15 protein-coding genes are annotated in these 13917 nt (G+C 70.3%); 11 read left to right on the top strand and 4 right to left on the bottom strand.

The genetic code is table 11. The features are described from left to right. The first annotated feature begins 14 nt into the window (after positions 1 to 14). Both ACEN2M_RS11370 and ACEN2M_RS11365 read left to right on the top strand, forming a co-directional pair. A complete protein-coding gene (locus ACEN2M_RS11370; RefSeq protein ID WP_265398581.1) occupies positions 15 to 239 on the top strand; it encodes a DUF3107 domain-containing protein in 225 nt (74 codons plus the stop codon). Between the two features lie 7 nt (positions 240 to 246). Then, positions 247 to 549 carry a hypothetical protein gene (locus ACEN2M_RS11365; protein WP_441648236.1) on the top strand — a complete coding sequence of 101 codons (303 nt, stop codon included), beginning with the start codon at positions 247 to 249 and terminating at the stop codon, positions 547 to 549. 89 nt (positions 550 to 638) lie between these two features. Here the strand turns inward: ACEN2M_RS11365 and ACEN2M_RS11360 are convergent, their stop codons facing one another. Continuing rightward, positions 639 to 1340, bottom strand: coding sequence for a ferritin-like fold-containing protein (locus tag ACEN2M_RS11360; protein ID WP_441648235.1), 702 nt, complete (start codon positions 1338 to 1340; stop codon positions 639 to 641). Between the two features lie 185 nt (positions 1341 to 1525). Between ACEN2M_RS11360 and ACEN2M_RS11355 the strand changes: the two genes are divergently transcribed. From ACEN2M_RS11355 to ACEN2M_RS11345, 3 genes are all read left to right on the top strand, one after another. Then, the gene (locus ACEN2M_RS11355) at positions 1526 to 3016 is read left to right on the top strand and encodes a DEAD/DEAH box helicase (RefSeq protein ID WP_441648234.1); all 1491 of its coding nucleotides are present in this window, start codon (positions 1526 to 1528) and stop codon (positions 3014 to 3016) included. A 197-nt stretch (positions 3017 to 3213) separates the two neighbouring features. Next, on the top strand, positions 3214 to 3387 hold the full coding sequence (locus ACEN2M_RS11350; RefSeq protein ID WP_441648233.1) for a hypothetical protein: 174 nt from the start codon (positions 3214 to 3216) through the stop codon (positions 3385 to 3387). A 4-nt stretch (positions 3388 to 3391) separates the two neighbouring features. Beyond that, the gene (locus ACEN2M_RS11345) at positions 3392 to 3778 is read left to right on the top strand and encodes a hypothetical protein (RefSeq protein ID WP_441648232.1); all 387 of its coding nucleotides are present in this window, start codon (positions 3392 to 3394) and stop codon (positions 3776 to 3778) included. 29 nt (positions 3779 to 3807) lie between these two features. On the opposite strand, the gene ACEN2M_RS11340 is transcribed toward ACEN2M_RS11345, so the two are convergent. After that, positions 3808 to 4680 carry a PHP domain-containing protein gene (locus tag ACEN2M_RS11340; RefSeq protein WP_441648231.1) on the bottom strand — a complete coding sequence of 291 codons (873 nt, stop codon included), beginning with the start codon at positions 4678 to 4680 and terminating at the stop codon, positions 3808 to 3810. Positions 4681 to 4735: 55 nt separating this feature from the next. On the opposite strand from ACEN2M_RS11340, the gene ACEN2M_RS11335 reads away from it, so the two are divergent. After that, positions 4736 to 5833, top strand: a complete 1098-nt coding sequence (locus tag ACEN2M_RS11335; RefSeq protein WP_441648230.1) for an endonuclease/exonuclease/phosphatase family protein — start codon at positions 4736 to 4738, stop codon at positions 5831 to 5833. 45 nt (positions 5834 to 5878) lie between these two features. Then, a complete protein-coding gene (locus ACEN2M_RS11330) occupies positions 5879 to 7438 on the top strand; it encodes an aminopeptidase P family protein (protein ID WP_441648229.1) in 1560 nt (519 codons plus the stop codon). A gap of 177 nt (positions 7439 to 7615) precedes the next feature. Here ACEN2M_RS11330 and ACEN2M_RS11325 read toward each other — a convergent pair whose 3' ends face one another. Then, positions 7616 to 8335 carry a general stress protein gene (locus ACEN2M_RS11325; protein WP_441648228.1) on the bottom strand — a complete coding sequence of 240 codons (720 nt, stop codon included), beginning with the start codon at positions 8333 to 8335 and terminating at the stop codon, positions 7616 to 7618. A 179-nt stretch (positions 8336 to 8514) separates the two neighbouring features. Here ACEN2M_RS11325 and ACEN2M_RS11320 point away from each other — a divergent pair, with 179 nt between their 5' ends. The 4 genes from ACEN2M_RS11320 to ACEN2M_RS11305 all read left to right on the top strand — a co-directional run bounded on the left by ACEN2M_RS11320 (position 8515) and on the right by ACEN2M_RS11305 (position 13228). Further along, on the top strand, positions 8515 to 9843 hold the full coding sequence (locus ACEN2M_RS11320) for a magnesium transporter MgtE N-terminal domain-containing protein (protein ID WP_441648227.1): 1329 nt from the start codon (positions 8515 to 8517) through the stop codon (positions 9841 to 9843). Further along, positions 9830 to 10453 (top strand): DUF1003 domain-containing protein, encoded by a 624-nt coding sequence (locus ACEN2M_RS11315; RefSeq protein WP_441648226.1) that lies wholly within the window; start codon positions 9830 to 9832, stop codon positions 10451 to 10453. The genes ACEN2M_RS11320 and ACEN2M_RS11315 overlap by 14 nt, the downstream gene beginning before the upstream one ends. Beyond that, positions 10446 to 11600: a P-loop NTPase gene (locus ACEN2M_RS11310; RefSeq protein ID WP_441648225.1), complete on the top strand. Its 1155-nt coding sequence runs from the start codon at positions 10446 to 10448 to the stop codon at positions 11598 to 11600. The genes ACEN2M_RS11315 and ACEN2M_RS11310 overlap by 8 nt, the downstream gene beginning before the upstream one ends. A 62-nt stretch (positions 11601 to 11662) precedes the next feature. Beyond that, the gene (locus tag ACEN2M_RS11305; RefSeq protein WP_441648224.1) at positions 11663 to 13228 is read left to right on the top strand and encodes a succinic semialdehyde dehydrogenase; all 1566 of its coding nucleotides are present in this window, start codon (positions 11663 to 11665) and stop codon (positions 13226 to 13228) included. A gap of 26 nt (positions 13229 to 13254) precedes the next feature. Here the strand turns inward: ACEN2M_RS11305 and ACEN2M_RS11300 are convergent, their stop codons facing one another. Further along, positions 13255 to 13917, bottom strand: a complete 663-nt coding sequence (locus ACEN2M_RS11300; RefSeq protein WP_441648223.1) for a hypothetical protein — start codon at positions 13915 to 13917, stop codon at positions 13255 to 13257.

Raw genomic sequence — 13917 nt, 5'->3', positions numbered from 1 at the left:
CGAAAGGCGCATCCGTGGACATTCGCATTGGCATTTTCAACTCCCCCCGGGAGATCAGCTTCGAGTCGACCCAGCCGGCCACCGAGATCGAGGAAACCGTCGCTGCGGCCCTCGCGGGGCAGACCGGTTACCTCAAGCTCAGTGACAAGAAGGGGCACGTGTACATCGTCCCGACCGTCGGACTCGCTTACGTCGAGCTGGGCTCCGAGTCCTCCCGCCGCGTCGGCTTCGTGGCCTAAGACTCCCATGGAGCTTCTGTTCGTCGCCCTCGGCGGCGCGCTGCTCGGCCTCGCCGCACGCTACGCGCTGCCCCGCCGGCTCACGCACGGTTCAGTGCTGGTGCCGGCCGTGGGCACCGGGGTCGCGTCGCTGGTCTGGGTCGTGTTGACCTGGCTGGGCTGGGCGTGGGACGGCGGCTGGATCTGGTGGGTGTCGTTCGTGGTCGCCGCCGTCGCCGCCGTCGTGGTCGATGTGGTTCTCGGGCGTCGCCGTGAGGCCGCAGACCTCGCGATGCTGCACACCATCAGCAAAACCGGGCTGCCCGCGTAACGTCAGCTGAGAGAGCACCCTCATCGAGATCGATGGGGGTGTTTTTTCGTGATCGGGGCGGATGCGCGCGCTGTGCGGGGCGGGCGCGGCTACGCGGTGAGGCCGAGGCCGTCCATCCGCCTGGTGTGCGCCGCGATCAGCTCGGTGAAGACGGGCTCGATCTTCGAGTCCTGGGTCACGGCCATGGCCGAGCGGGCCACCAGCAGGGTGTCGCCCACGAGGCGCCGCCCCCACAGGGCCAGGCGCGACTCGAGCGCCGGCTGTGCGGCGATGGCCGCGGAGAGTTCGTGCACGAGAACATCGGCACCGCCGTGTTCGCCGAGCAGATGCGCGATGCGCGGGCCGATGTCGCCGGGCAACGCGTCGGAGAGCCTGATGAAGAAGTCGTCGAGCAATCCGCCGGTGAGGTAGCAGCTGAGCAGCAGCTCCTGCCAGTCCTCGCCCGCGGTGATCGCACGGAAGTTGTCCAGCGCCGGAACGAAGGGACCCATCACGCTGGCCGGTTCGCCGTCGCGGCGGCGGATCTCGTCGATGAGTCCGTGGTGCTTCGACAGCGCCCGGCCGGCGGCGAGGCTGAGTCCCTCCTTCGCGGCGAGGGTGGGGGCCGTGATGACCGCCGTCGACAGGCTCTCGAACATTCCCAATTCGAAATATGCGGCCTGGCCGAGGTAGGTGAGCAGGTCGGGCGCCAGTTCGGTGATGTCCACCTTCGTGGTGGCGCGCCTGTCGCCCCGGGCAGACAGCCGCGGAGTTTCTGCCCGTTTCGGGCGTTCACCTAACCAGGAGATCACCTGCCAAGCATAGGTCCAGGTCTCCGGCTCCGCTGTCGAATAACGTGCCGGGTGCGGTGTGGTCACCCGTTCCGCCCAGGGCCGCACTATAGTCTGGTGTCATTCACCGGCGTCGGATCGGTGGACTTGCGCCTGAAGCAAAAGACGGGCGCATCCCGCTTCTAGCTGAACAGGCAAACAAAAACGTGACCTTCACCGATCTCAATATCGACCAGGACATGGTCGAGGCTCTGGCCGCCAAGGGCATTCTGGAGCCCTTCCCGATCCAGACGCAGACCATCCCCCTCGCCCTCAGCGGCCAGGACATCATCGGCCAGGCCAAGACGGGCACCGGTAAGACCCTCGGCTTCGGGCTGCCGCTGATCCAGCGCCTCGGGCTCAACCCCGAGCCCGGCGTGCAGGCTCTCGTCGTCGTTCCCACCCGCGAACTGTGCGTGCAGGTCAGCGAAGACCTCGAGCTTGCCGCCGGCAACCGCGGCACCACCGTCGTCTCCATCTACGGCGGCAAGGCCTACGAGGGTCAGATCGAGCAGCTCAAGGCCGGCGCGCAGATCGTCGTCGGCACGCCGGGGCGCCTGCTCGACCTCGCCAGCCAGCGTCTGCTCAGCCTCGCCAACGTGCGCGAGATGGTGCTCGACGAGGCCGACAAGATGCTCGACCTCGGCTTCCTCGCCGACATCGAGAAGCTGTTCTCTCAGACGCCGTCCACCCGCCACACCATGCTGTTCTCGGCCACCATGCCCGGCCCGATCGTGGCCCTGGCCCGCCGGTTCATGACCAAGCCCATCCACATCCGTGCCAGCGACCCCGACGAGGGCCTCATGCAGGCCAACATCGAGCACCTCGTCTACCGGGCGCACAACATGGACAAGGACGAGGTCATCGGCCGCATCCTGATGGCTGAGGGCCGCGGCAAGACCGTGATCTTCACCCGCACCAAGCGCGCCGCCGCCAAACTCGTCGAGGAACTCGGCGACCGCGGCTTCAACGCCACCGCCGTGCACGGTGACCTCAACCAGGAGCAGCGCGAGCGCGCCATGGCGTCGTTCAAGGCCGGCAAGAAAGACATCCTGATCGCCACGGATGTCGCCGCCCGCGGCATCGACGTCGACGACGTCACCCACGTGATCAACCACACCATCCCCGAAGACGAGAAGGCCTACCTGCACCGCGTGGGCCGCACCGGCCGCGCCGGCAAGACCGGCATCGCGGTCACCTTCGTGGACTGGGACGACATGCCCAAGTGGACTTTGATCAACAAGGCCCTCGACTTCGGCACCCCGGAGCCGCAGGAGACCTACTCCTCGTCGCCGCACCTCTACACCGACCTGAACATCCCCGCCGGCTCCAAGGGCCGCCTGCGCGCGACCCCGATCAAGGAGACCGTGCCTGGAGCCCCGTCCGGCCGCGACTCCGGTCGCGGCGGTCGCGGCGACGGCCGCTCCGGCGGGCGCTCCGAGGGACGCTCCGGCGACCGCTCGGGCTCCGGCCGTTCCGCCGACCAGGCGCCCCGCACCCGGGTGCGCGTGAGTTCGACCACCAACCCGGATGCCCCCGCGGCCACCCCGGCCGCCGGCACCCACGACGGCGGCGGAGCCGAACACCACGACGGCAACAGCGCCCCGCGCCGCCGCAGCCGCACCCGTCGCCGCTCCCCGCAGGCGCCCACCGCGTAACGAGCTCCGCGCCGTCGCAGCCGGCACCGGCTTGCGGCAGAAGGCCCCATGACCTCGCGTCATCGGGCCTTTCGCAGCCTGTCGCGGCACGCCGTGGCGCCGACTTGCCGGAGAATCCCCCTTGAGCGCCTCGGATGGGGCACAGTGCAGCAACTCGCGAAGCCCCGCCGGCTCGCGCCGAGCAGTACCCTCGCGGTATGGATGATCTCCGCACACCGGCCGATCTGTCACGAGAGCTCGGTATCGGCCAACGGCCCATCCGGGTCTTCCTCCGCCGCGAATACGGCACACTGAATCCGCCGGAGACACGTTGGCTGCTCACCGACGAACGTGCCTCGGCCGTGCGTCGACACTTCTCGGCCGCGAGGTAGCCCGATGCGGAGGGCACTCCTCGTCCCGGTCGCGGCAGTCCTGGTGCTCGCCGGGTGTAGCGTCTCGCCCTTCAACGGTCTGACCGACGATCAGCGCACCGAGCTGCGTGACGGGGCGAGTGAATACCAGCAGCTGGTCCTGGCGGATCTGTACGTCGACGAGGCGGAGTACCGGCAGTCGGTCGACGACTGGCACGGCTGCGTCGGTGCGGCGGGCGCCGAAGCCTCGCCGATAGCGCACAGCGGCAACCAGCTCAGCTTCGACTATTCGATCGAGGCGCCCAACGACACGGAGCTCGCAGCCATCCAGACCGTTGCCGACGCCTGCCTGCCGGAGTACTCCGACGCCATCGGCCGGGTGTGGGTCTCGCAAGGCACGCAGCTCGGCTGAGTCTCAGCGAACCAGCGTCACGACACCAATCAGCCGGCGAAGACCGGCTCCGACCCGTGACCCTGGGCGATCAGACGTTCGAGCACCTCGGGCGTGGTGGTGTTCTCGCCGAGCCGGTTGGGCTTGCCCTCGCCGTGGTAGTCGCTGGACCCGGTGACGGCCAGACCATATTTCTCCGCGAGCATGGTGAGCCGGGCGGTGGCCTCCGGCTTGTTCTCCCGGTGCCGAAGCTCGAGGCCGAACAGGCCCGCCTCCACGAGGGCGGCCAACCGGCTCTCGGCCATCACGTCGGCGACGCCGCGGGTGGCCGGATGCGCGATGACCGGCACTCCCCCGGCCGCACGCACCAGGGCCACCGCGCGCAGCGGGTCCGGGGCATAGTGCGGCTGGTAGTAACCGGCCTCCCAGTGCAGGATGCCCGCGAACGCCTCGCTGCGGGTGAGCGCCAGCCCATTGGCCACCAGGGCGTCGGCGATGTGCGGGCGCCCCACGGTGCCGCCCGTGGTGGTCTGGGCGAGCACGTCGTCCCAGGTGATCTCGTAGTCGGCGCCGATGCGGGCCACCATCTGCTCGGCACGGGTGAGCCTGGCCTGACGAATGTGCGCGGTCTCCGCGACGATTCCGGCATCCGACGGGTCGAACAGGTAGGCCAGCAGGTGGATGCTGGCGTGGCCGACGCGGGTGCTGAACTCCATGCCGGGGATCAGCGTGATGCCGGCGGTCCTGGCGGCGACGGAGGCCTCCGACCAGCCCGCCGTGGAGTCGTGGTCGGTGAGCGCCACGGTGCCGAGCCCGGCGGCCGCGGCGGCGCGCACGAGCTGCGACGGGGTCTCGGTACCGTCAGAAACGCTGGAGTGGGTGTGCAGGTCGATCGGACCCGTGGAACGCCGTTCGACTGCCATTCCCCCATGCTAGTTGGCGCGGGAATACAGCCTTGTCGCCTACAGTGACTCATCTATGTTCTCCTTCCTCTTCCGCGCCGTCGTCGGGCTTGCGACCCTGGCCATCCTCACCGTGCTGGCCTGGCCCGAACTGTTCGGTTTGCAGAACACCTGGGTCGTCGCGCACGCCGTGTCCTTCCGCGGCCTGGCAGTGGTTGTCGCCGTCGCCCTGCTCGCCCTCCTCGCGATCCTGCTGCTCCTCGTGCGACCGCTCCGCCGCACCACGGCCCTGCTGATGGTGCTCCTCGTCGCGTTCGGCGCCGTCAACACCGGCATCCTGCTGCACCGCGGTCTGGGCTCGGCTGCTGCGCCGACCGACCCAGCCGCAGCCGCAGCCGCCGCCGCCGACGCTGCCGCCACCACCGACCTCGCCGTCGACGCCGGCGCCCCCATCACGGTGCTGAGCTGGAACACCCTCGGCGATGCCCCCGGCGCCGACGCCATCGCCGAACTCGCCCTGGCCGAAGAGGCGGACGTGCTCACCCTGCCCGAGACCACCGAGGAAACCGGCGTGCTGATCGCCGAGGCCATGCGCGCGGCCGGGCGGCCGATGTGGGTGCACACGGTGTCGTTCGACCTCATCTCCAAGGCACGCTCCACGACACTGCTGATCAGTCCGGACCTCGGCGACTACACGGTCACCTCGGCGGAAGGCTCCGGCCCGCCAGGCAACACCAATGTGCTGCCCACCGTGATCGCGGCACCCGTGGACGGCGCCGGCCCGACGATCATCGCCGTGCACGCCGTCGCTCCGATCCAGTGGGAGATGTCCAACTGGCGCTCCGACCTGGACTGGTTGGCCGAGCAGTGCAGCACCTCGAGCACCGGCGGCGTGATCATGGCGGGTGACTTCAACGCCACGGTCGACCATTTCGCCGGCCGGGCCACCTCCGACGGCGCCGTTCTCGGCGACTGCCGGGATGCCGGCCTGGTCGCCGGCGCCGGCGCGGTGGGCACCTGGCCGGCGTGGGCGCCCACCCTGCTCGGCACCCCCATCGACCACGTGCTGGCCACCCCCGACTGGCAGGTCGAACGGATGCGCGTGATCGGCACCGAGGACTCGGCCGGCAGCGATCACCGGCCCGTCGTCGCCACGCTCACGGCCATCGGCTGAGGCTCGACCGACGCGCTCCGCTTCACCGGGTGGGACAATGGAGGAATGGCTGACTCCACCGACACCGCCCCCGCACCCGCTTCCGCCGCCGCACCCGCCGCCCGTTCCAACGAGAACCGGTCGACCACGCCAGGCTCCGAAGGGTTCAAGGAGTACATCTCCAGCGGCTGGGCCGACCGTTCCGAAGAGGTGCCGCCCGCCCGCGAGCAGGCGCCGTTCGCCGCCGCCCGGCGCGACCGGGTCTCCCAGCAGCACCTCGGCCACCGACTGATCGTTCCGGCCGGGCGCCTCAAGCAGCGCGCCAACGACACCGACTACGCGTTCCGCGCCCACTCCGCCTTCGCGCACCTCACCGGGTGGGGCAGCGATGCCGAGCCCGGCGCCGTGCTCGTCTTCGAGCCGACCCACACCGGCCACGAGGTCACCGTGTACTTCAGGGAGCGCGCCGGCCGTGACTCCGACGAGTTCTACGCCAACTCCGAAATCGGCGAATTCTGGATCGGACCGCGCCCCTCGATCGCCCAGGTCGCCGGCGACCTGGCGCTCACAGTGCGCGGCATCGACGACTTCGCCGAGGTGCTCCGCCGCGTCGACAGTGAAACTCTGCTCGTGCGCGAGGCCGACCCGTTCCTCACCGGCCAGGTCGACGACGCGCGCCTCCGCAACGCCGCCGAGAGAATGCTCACCGCGAACGCCGCCGATGCGCCGTTCAGCGTCGAGATCAACGGTGAGCACGACGCGGATGCGCAGCTCGCCCGCGACCTGTCCGAGCTGCGGCTGGTGAAGGACGCCTACGAGATCGGCCAGATGCGCCTGGCCGTGGCGGCCACCGCTCGCGGCTTCGAAGACGTCATCCGCGACCTGCACCGCTCGAGCACCCACGAACGCGGCGAACGCCTTGTCGAGGGCGTGTTCAACACCCGGGCCAGGGTGGACGGCAACACCGTGGGCTACGACACCATCGCCGCCTCGGGCCCGCACGCCTGCATCCTGCACTGGACCCGCAACGACGGCCCCGTCGTGCCCGGCGACGTGATGCTGCTGGATGCCGGCGTCGAGGTGGACAGCTACTACACCGCCGACATCACCCGCACCCTGCCCATCACGGGCATCTTCAGCGACGTGCAGCGCCGGGTGTACGACGCCGTGCGCGAGGCCGCCGATGCCGCGTTCCTGGTGGCCAAGCCGGGCGCGATCTTCCGCGATGTGCACGCTGCGGCGATGGCCGTCATCGCCCGCCACACCGCAGACTGGGGCATGCTGCCCGTCACCGCCGAGGAGGCGCTGCAGCCTGAGAACGGCCAGCACCGCCGGTACATGGTGCACGGCACCAGCCACCACCTCGGCCTCGACGTGCACGACTGCGCCCAGGCCCGCCGCGACATGTACATGGACGGCGTGATCGAGGCCGGCATGGTCTTCACCATCGAACCCGGCCTGTACTTCCAGCCGGACGACCTCACCGTGCCGGCCGAGTACCGCGGCATCGGGGTGCGCATCGAAGACGACATCCTGATCACCGAGACCGGCGCCGAGAACCTCTCCGCAGGCATCCCCCGCGAATCCGCGGCGGTCGAGGCCTGGATGGCCGCGCTGCAGGCCTAGCCGTCAGCGGGCCACGCGCGGCCCTGCCCGCAACTGTTGCCCGTGCGGACATTGGCACCCGGCACACCGGCACCATTTGTCCGATTCGGCAACAGTCGGCTCGGCACCCGGTGCCGTGCCCCCGGCCCACCCGCAGCCAACCCGGGAGCCGGACAGGTGTGGTGGCGGCAGACCCGTTTAGCGGGCGGGGTCGATCGGACCGGAGACCGGCGGCTGCGGCGCAGCCGGGCCGGCGGCCGGCGGGGCAGACACCGGCGGGGCCGGCTGACCGTACGCGGGCGGCGCTGTCGGCTGGTCACCGGCCGGGTGGCCGGCGGGGTCGCCCGTGGGTTCGGCCGGCGGTACGGGCTCTGGTGCGGATCGCGGCGGGTCAGACGGATGCGCCGCGGCGGCGGCTGCGGGCTCGGCGTGACCGGCGAGCAGGTTGCGCGCCTTGTTCAGCAACTCGACGTCCACGATCACCTGGTAGTTGCCGGCGATCACCTGCATCGTCGAGGTGAAGTCCTTGCGCCGACGGTTCACGGCGTAGCTGACCAGGCCGAAGAGCATGCCGAAGCCGGCACCCATCAGCACCGCGGCGAACACGAACGGCAGCCCGGCCGCATCCGGGGAGAAGATGAAGAACAACAGGCCGAAGAACACACCGAGCCAGGCACCGGATGCCGAGCCGGCCAGGGCCACCCGCCCCCAGGTGAGCTTGCCGGTGACCCGCTCAACGGTCTTGAGGTCGTTGCCCAGGATCGAGAGCTGCTTCACCGGGAAGTCGGCCTTCGCGAGGACGTCAACGGCCAGCTGAGCTTCGTTGTAGGTCTCGTAGGTCGCCACCACCTCACCCTTGGGCAGCACGGGATACAGCGCGGCGGCGGCACGACCGCCGAAGGGGCTCTGATTGGTCATGCCTCCATTGTTTCACGCCCACCGGGAATCCCCGATGAGGCGGCTGTGCATCGGTTGGGAGAATGCCTCGATGATCAGCCAAACGGATGCCCCGACCCGCCCGGGCAGGGCGAACCGGAGGTTCACGTCCGCGCATCCGCCACGGCCGCCACGGAGCCCGCACAAGCTAAGTTATAGGTGTGGCAAACACCAGAGTCTTCGTCGCCCGGCTGGCCGGGTGCAACGTCTTCGACCCCGCGGGCGACCGCGTGGGCAAGGTTCGCGATGTGCTCGTGGTCTACCGAAAAGACGACCCGCCCCGCGTGGTCGGCCTGATCGTCGAGATTCCCGGCAAACGCCGCGTGTTCGTGTCGATCGGCCGGGTCACCAGCATCGGCAGTGGTCAGATCATCACCACCGGGCTCATCAACGTGCGCCGGTTCGAGCAGCGCGGCGGCGAGGTGCGCGTGATCGCCGAGATGCTCGGGCGCCGGGTCGCGTTCAACGACGGCTCGGGCGAAGCCACCATCGAAGACGTCGCCATCGAGGAATCCGCCCAGGGCGACTGGGCGATCAGCCAGCTCTTCGTGCGCCGCCCCAAGACCAGCTCCTCGCTCTTCACCAAGGGCGCCACGGCGTTCGCCAGCTGGCCAGAGGTCTACGAGAAGGTCACGGCCGGCGAGGCGCAGTCCGCCGAGCAGCTCATCGCCACCTACTCAGACATGAAGCCCGCCGACCTCGCGAACACGCTGCTCGACCTGCCCAGGCAGCGCATGTTCGAGGTGGCCGAGGAACTGCCGGACGGCCGTCTCGCCGACGTGCTCGAGGAGATGCCCGAGAGCGAACAGGTGGGCATCCTCACCCGGCTCGGCGACTCCCGGGCGGCCGAGGTGCTCGACCACATGCAGCCAGACGACGCCGCCGACCTCATCGCGCAGCTGCCCGAAGAGCGCGGCGAACACCTGCTCGACCTGATGGAGCCCGAGGAAGCCGACGACGTCAGGTTCCTGCTCTCCTACGCCCCCGACACCGCCGGTGGTCTGATGACCACCGAGCCGATCATCGTCTCGGCCGACGCCACAGTGGCGGAGGGCCTCGCCCTCATCCGCCGGCACGACCTCGCGCCGGCCCTCGGCGCGGCGATCTGCGTCACCCTGCCGCCGTACGAACCTCCCACCGGCCGGTTCCTGGGCATGGTGCACTTTCAGCGGATGCTGCGCTACCCGCCGCACGAGCGTCTCGGCACCCTGCTCGACCTGGGCCTGGAACCCGTCACCGCTGACACCTCCGCGGCCGAGGTCAGCCGCATCCTCGCCAGCTACGACCTGGTCTCCGTGCCCGTGGTCGACGAGAACCACCGACTCGTCGGGGTGGTGACGATTGATGACGTGCTCGACTACCTTCTGCCGGACGACTGGCGAAGTCACGACGACGGCGACGAGGTACGCAAACGTGCCACGGCCAGAACCCAGCTGGTAACTGGAAGCATCCCCCTGCCAGGACGGAGGAACGGCAATGGCACGCGCTAACAAGAGCGAACTCCGCCTCGACACCCCCAAGGGCCTGCGCACCACCAACCTCGTCGGTCGCAAGCGCGGCGGGCGCTCCAACGACAGGTTCGGCCGGTTCACCGAGGCGATCGCCCGCGGCATGGGCACGCCCTGGTTCCTGATCGGGCTGACCGGCCTCGTGGTCTTCTGGGTCGGCTGGAACACGCTCTCCCCCGAGGGCCTCCGGTTCGACTCCATCGAGCTGGGCTTCATCGCCCTCACCCTGGTGCTCTCGTTGCAGGCGTCCTACGCGGCCCCGCTGATCCTGCTCGCCCAGAACCGGCAGGACGACCGCGACCGGGTGCAGTTCGAGCAGGACCGCCAGCGCGCCGAGCGCAACCTGGCCGACACCGAGTACCTCGCCCGCGAGGTCGTGGCGCTGCGCCTGGGCATGAAGGACCTCGCCTCCAAGGATTTCCTGCGCGCCGAGCTGCGCGCCCTGCTCGACAACCTCGACCAGCGCGACGAGCAGGAACGCCGCGAACGCGAAGCCGCCCGCGACCGGGACAGCCGCGAGCTGGAGAGCCAGGAGCGCGAGGCCAGTCCCCGCGACAGCCGCACCGCGCAGGAGGCGCGCCCGGTTGACTGAGAGCCAGGTCTGGGCCGCCCTCGCCCGCGTCATCGACCCTGAGATCCGCAAACCCATCACCGAGCTCGACATGGTCTCGGGCGTCACGATCGACGCCGATGGCGGCGCGACGGCGCACATCCGTCTCACCATCGCCGGTTGCCCCGCGGCGACCCGCATCGAAACGGATGTGCGCGAAGCCACCGAATCCGTCGTCGGCGCCGGCCTGGCCAGGGTGGTGGTTTCCGTGATGACGCCGGAGCAACGCCGGGCCATGACCGAGAAGCTCCGCGGCGGTCAGGGTGCCCGCAGCCTGCAGTTCTCCCCCGACTCGCTCACCCAGATCTACGCGATCACCAGCGGCAAGGGCGGGGTGGGCAAGTCGACCGTCACCGCCAACCTCGCCGTGGCCCTGGCCGCCAAGGGGCTGCGCGTGGGCATCGTCGACGCCGACGTCTACGGCTTCTCGATACCGGGCCTCCTCGGCCTCGTCACCCCGCCCGCCAGCCCCGGCGGCCAGCCAGGCATGGTCAAGCCCACCCAGGTGGGCGACATGATCCTGCCGCCGATCGGCTTCGACGTGAAGGTCATCTCGATCGGCATGTTCGTCGACGACACCTCGGTGGCCGTGGCGTGGCGCGGGCCGATGCTGCACCGCACCATCACCCAGTTCCTCACCGAGGTGTACTTCGGTGACCTCGACATCCTGCTGCTCGACCTGCCGCCGGGCACCGGTGACATCGCCATCTCGGTGGGTCAACTTCTGCCGCACGCTGAGGTCATCGTGGTCACCACGCCGCAGCCGGCCGCGTCGGACATCTCCGAACGCAGCGGCGCCGTTGCCCGGCAGACCGGGCAGAAGATCTACGGCGTGATCGAGAACATGTCCGGGCTGATGCAGCCAGACGGCACCCTGCTGGAGATCTTCGGCGCCGGCGGCGGGGCCGACGTCGCGGCCCGGCTCTCGGCCGGCCAGGAGAGCCCGGTGCCCCTGCTCGGGCAGGTGCCGCTCTCGGTGGCCCTTCGCAGCGGCGGCGACACCGGCCTGCCCGTGGTGCTCGGCGACCCGGCCGACCCGGCCGCCGTCGCCATCCAGGCCATCGCCGGTACCCTGGCCACCCGCGGCCGCGGCCTCGCCGGGCTCAACCTGGGCATCAGCCCGCGCTGAACCTGCGAGCAGCCTGCGGCCGCCCTGCTGCACTTGGCTCAAGCGTGTCTAAACTGACCAGCATGACTGCGCCGACGCTGACCGCATCCACTCCGCACCTCACGCTCGCCGCCGAGCTGGTGCGGGACATCCGTTCGACGACGGACGAGACCGTGAACGTCATCGGCCCGTTCACCGGTGAACCGCTGCACAGCCTGCCGGTGAGTAGCACGAGCGATGTGGCGGATGCCTACGCGCTGGCCCGTCTCGCCCAGATCGCTTGGGCCCGCGCCGGTTTCGCGCACCGCCGGGCGGTGCTTCTGCGCGCGCACGACCTGCTGCTCGCCCGCCGCGAGGCCGTTCTCGACACCCTGCAGACCGAGACCGGCAAGACCCGCGGCCAGGCGTTCGAAGAAATCTTCCAGTCCGCCGGGGTCACCAGGTACAACGCCCTGGCCGCCCGCCGGGTGCTGGGCGGGCAGGCCCGCCGTTCCGGCCTGCCGGTGATGGTCAGCACCCGGGTGCGGTACCGGCCCAAGGGCGTCGCCGGGGTCATCACGCCGTGGAACTTCCCGCTCAGCCTGGCCGCGATGGACGTGGTGCCCGCACTGGCCGCCGGGTGCGGGGTCGTGCAGAAGGCCGACAACCAGGGGGCGCTGAGCATCCTGATGCTGCGCCGCGCCTTCATCGACGCCGGCGTGCCCGCCGATCTGTGGGCCGTCGTCGTCGGCGACGGCGCCGAGATCGGCGGAGCCGTCACCGCGGGAGCTGACTACGTGTGCTTCACGGGGTCGACCGCCACCGGGCTGCGGGTGGGCACCCAGGCCGCGAGCACCCTCACCGGGGCATCGCTGGAGCTGGGCGGCAAGAACCCGATGATCGTGCTCGACGACGTGGACCCGCACCGCGCCGCCGCCCAGGCCGCGTACGCCTGCTTCTCGTCGATGGGGCAACTGTGCGTGTCGATCGAGCGCATCTATGTACAGCACGGCGTGGCCGACCAGTTCCTGCGCGAGTTCGTCACGGTCACCCGCGCCCTCCTGTTGGGCTCCGCCCTCGACTACAGCGCGGATGTCGGCTCCCTCACCTCGCAGGCCCAGCTCGACAGGGTCACCGAGCACGTCGCCGACGCGGTCGCCCACGGCGCCACGGTGCAGGCCGGCGGCCGCGCCAGACCCGACCTCGGGCCGTACTTCTTCGAACCGACCATCCTCACCGGGGTCACGCCGGGCATGCTCTGCCACGCCGGCGAGACCTTCGGCCCGGTGGTGGCGGTCTCGGTCTTCGATTCGGAGCAGGAGGCGATTCTGGCCGCCAATGACAGCGACTACGGACTGAACGCGTCGGTGCAGAGCGGCTCCGCCCGGCGCGGCCTGCGGGTGGCCGCCGCGCTCGAGGCCGGCAGTGTGAACGTCAACGAGGGTTACCGCGGGTCGTTCTCGGCCGTGGACGCCCCGATGGGCGGCATGAAGGACTCCGGCCTGGGCCGGCGCAACGGGCCGGAAGGGCTGCTGCGCTTCGTGAACCCCGTGACGATCTCCCTGGCCACTGGCGCCCTGAAGCTGCCGGTCACCGGGGTGCAGTTCGCCCGGCTGGTGCCCCCGATGCTCTTGCTTGCGCGCACCCTCAAGGCCATCCGGCGGCGCTGAGGACACGGCGCAGAACGCCCGGCAGGCTAGTTGTTACCGTCGTTGCCGGTGACGTGCACGGCGTAGCCCCAGCACCCGGCGTCCGCCCAGTGGTAGTAGTCGCCGCCACCGGTGTCGCCGTCCAAGGCCAGGGTGAACCCGGCTCGCAGCGCCGGGTCGACGTCGTGGGCCCAGGGTAGGTCGGCACCCGTGAAGACGCCGTCGGTCGAGTGGACCACGACCCGCCAGTCGTAGCCCGCGTCGGCCATGCACTGCGTGACGAGCCCATAGAAGTGTTCGTATTCCGCGGGAGTGTCGGGAATCGCCTCTGGGTTGGGGGTGCGCACCTCCACGACGTTGCCGTCGGACGGCCCCGCGCCGGACTCGGCGGCGGAGTCGGCGGCGGAGTCGGCGGTGGAGTCGGCGCCCTCCTCTGCGGCGCCGGTGTCGGCAGCGGCAGCCTGCGAGGCCGAATCCGGCGTCGCCGTGGGCACAGCGGTCACTGCCGGGGTGGGCGACGCGGTGGCCCTGGGCGTCTGGACCGGGGTCGACGGCGCCTGCACTGCGCTGGTCTGCTCGGCCTGCACCTGCTCGGCCTTCACCTGCTCGGCCTGGCCGTGCTCGGCGGCGTACGCGGTGGCACCCACCGACAGCACGGCGACCGCCGCGACGAACCCCACCATCATGACGCGACTGCGTGACCTGCTCAT

The sequence above is a fragment of the Cryobacterium sp. W22_MBD10_FK3 genome (genome assembly GCF_052113745.1).
Lineage (GTDB): Bacteria > Actinomycetota > Actinomycetes > Actinomycetales > Microbacteriaceae > Cryobacterium.
The sequence above is the reverse complement of the archived record's forward strand: the minus strand, read 5'-3'. Positions and strand labels throughout refer to the sequence as shown.

Excerpts from the sequence above, each read along its gene's own strand:
- ACEN2M_RS11365 (WP_441648236.1), top strand. The coding sequence starts at position 247 with ATGGAGCTTCTGTTCGTCGCCCTCGGCGGCGCGCTGCTCGGCCTCGCC.
- ACEN2M_RS11350 (WP_441648233.1), top strand. The coding sequence starts at position 3,214 with ATGGATGATCTCCGCACACCGGCCGATCTGTCACGAGAGCTCGGTATC.
- ACEN2M_RS11345 (WP_441648232.1), top strand. The coding sequence starts at position 3,392 with ATGCGGAGGGCACTCCTCGTCCCGGTCGCGGCAGTCCTGGTGCTCGCC.
- ACEN2M_RS11340 (WP_441648231.1), bottom strand. The coding sequence starts at position 4,680 with ATGGCAGTCGAACGGCGTTCCACGGGTCCGATCGACCTGCACACCCAC.
- ACEN2M_RS11335 (WP_441648230.1), top strand. The coding sequence starts at position 4,736 with ATGTTCTCCTTCCTCTTCCGCGCCGTCGTCGGGCTTGCGACCCTGGCC.
- ACEN2M_RS11330 (WP_441648229.1), top strand. The coding sequence starts at position 5,879 with ATGGCTGACTCCACCGACACCGCCCCCGCACCCGCTTCCGCCGCCGCA.
- ACEN2M_RS11325 (WP_441648228.1), bottom strand. The coding sequence starts at position 8,335 with ATGACCAATCAGAGCCCCTTCGGCGGTCGTGCCGCCGCCGCGCTGTAT.
- ACEN2M_RS11315 (WP_441648226.1), top strand. The coding sequence starts at position 9,830 with ATGGCACGCGCTAACAAGAGCGAACTCCGCCTCGACACCCCCAAGGGC.
- ACEN2M_RS11305 (WP_441648224.1), top strand. The coding sequence starts at position 11,663 with ATGACTGCGCCGACGCTGACCGCATCCACTCCGCACCTCACGCTCGCC.
- ACEN2M_RS11300 (WP_441648223.1), bottom strand. The coding sequence starts at position 13,917 with ATGAGCAGGTCACGCAGTCGCGTCATGATGGTGGGGTTCGTCGCGGCG.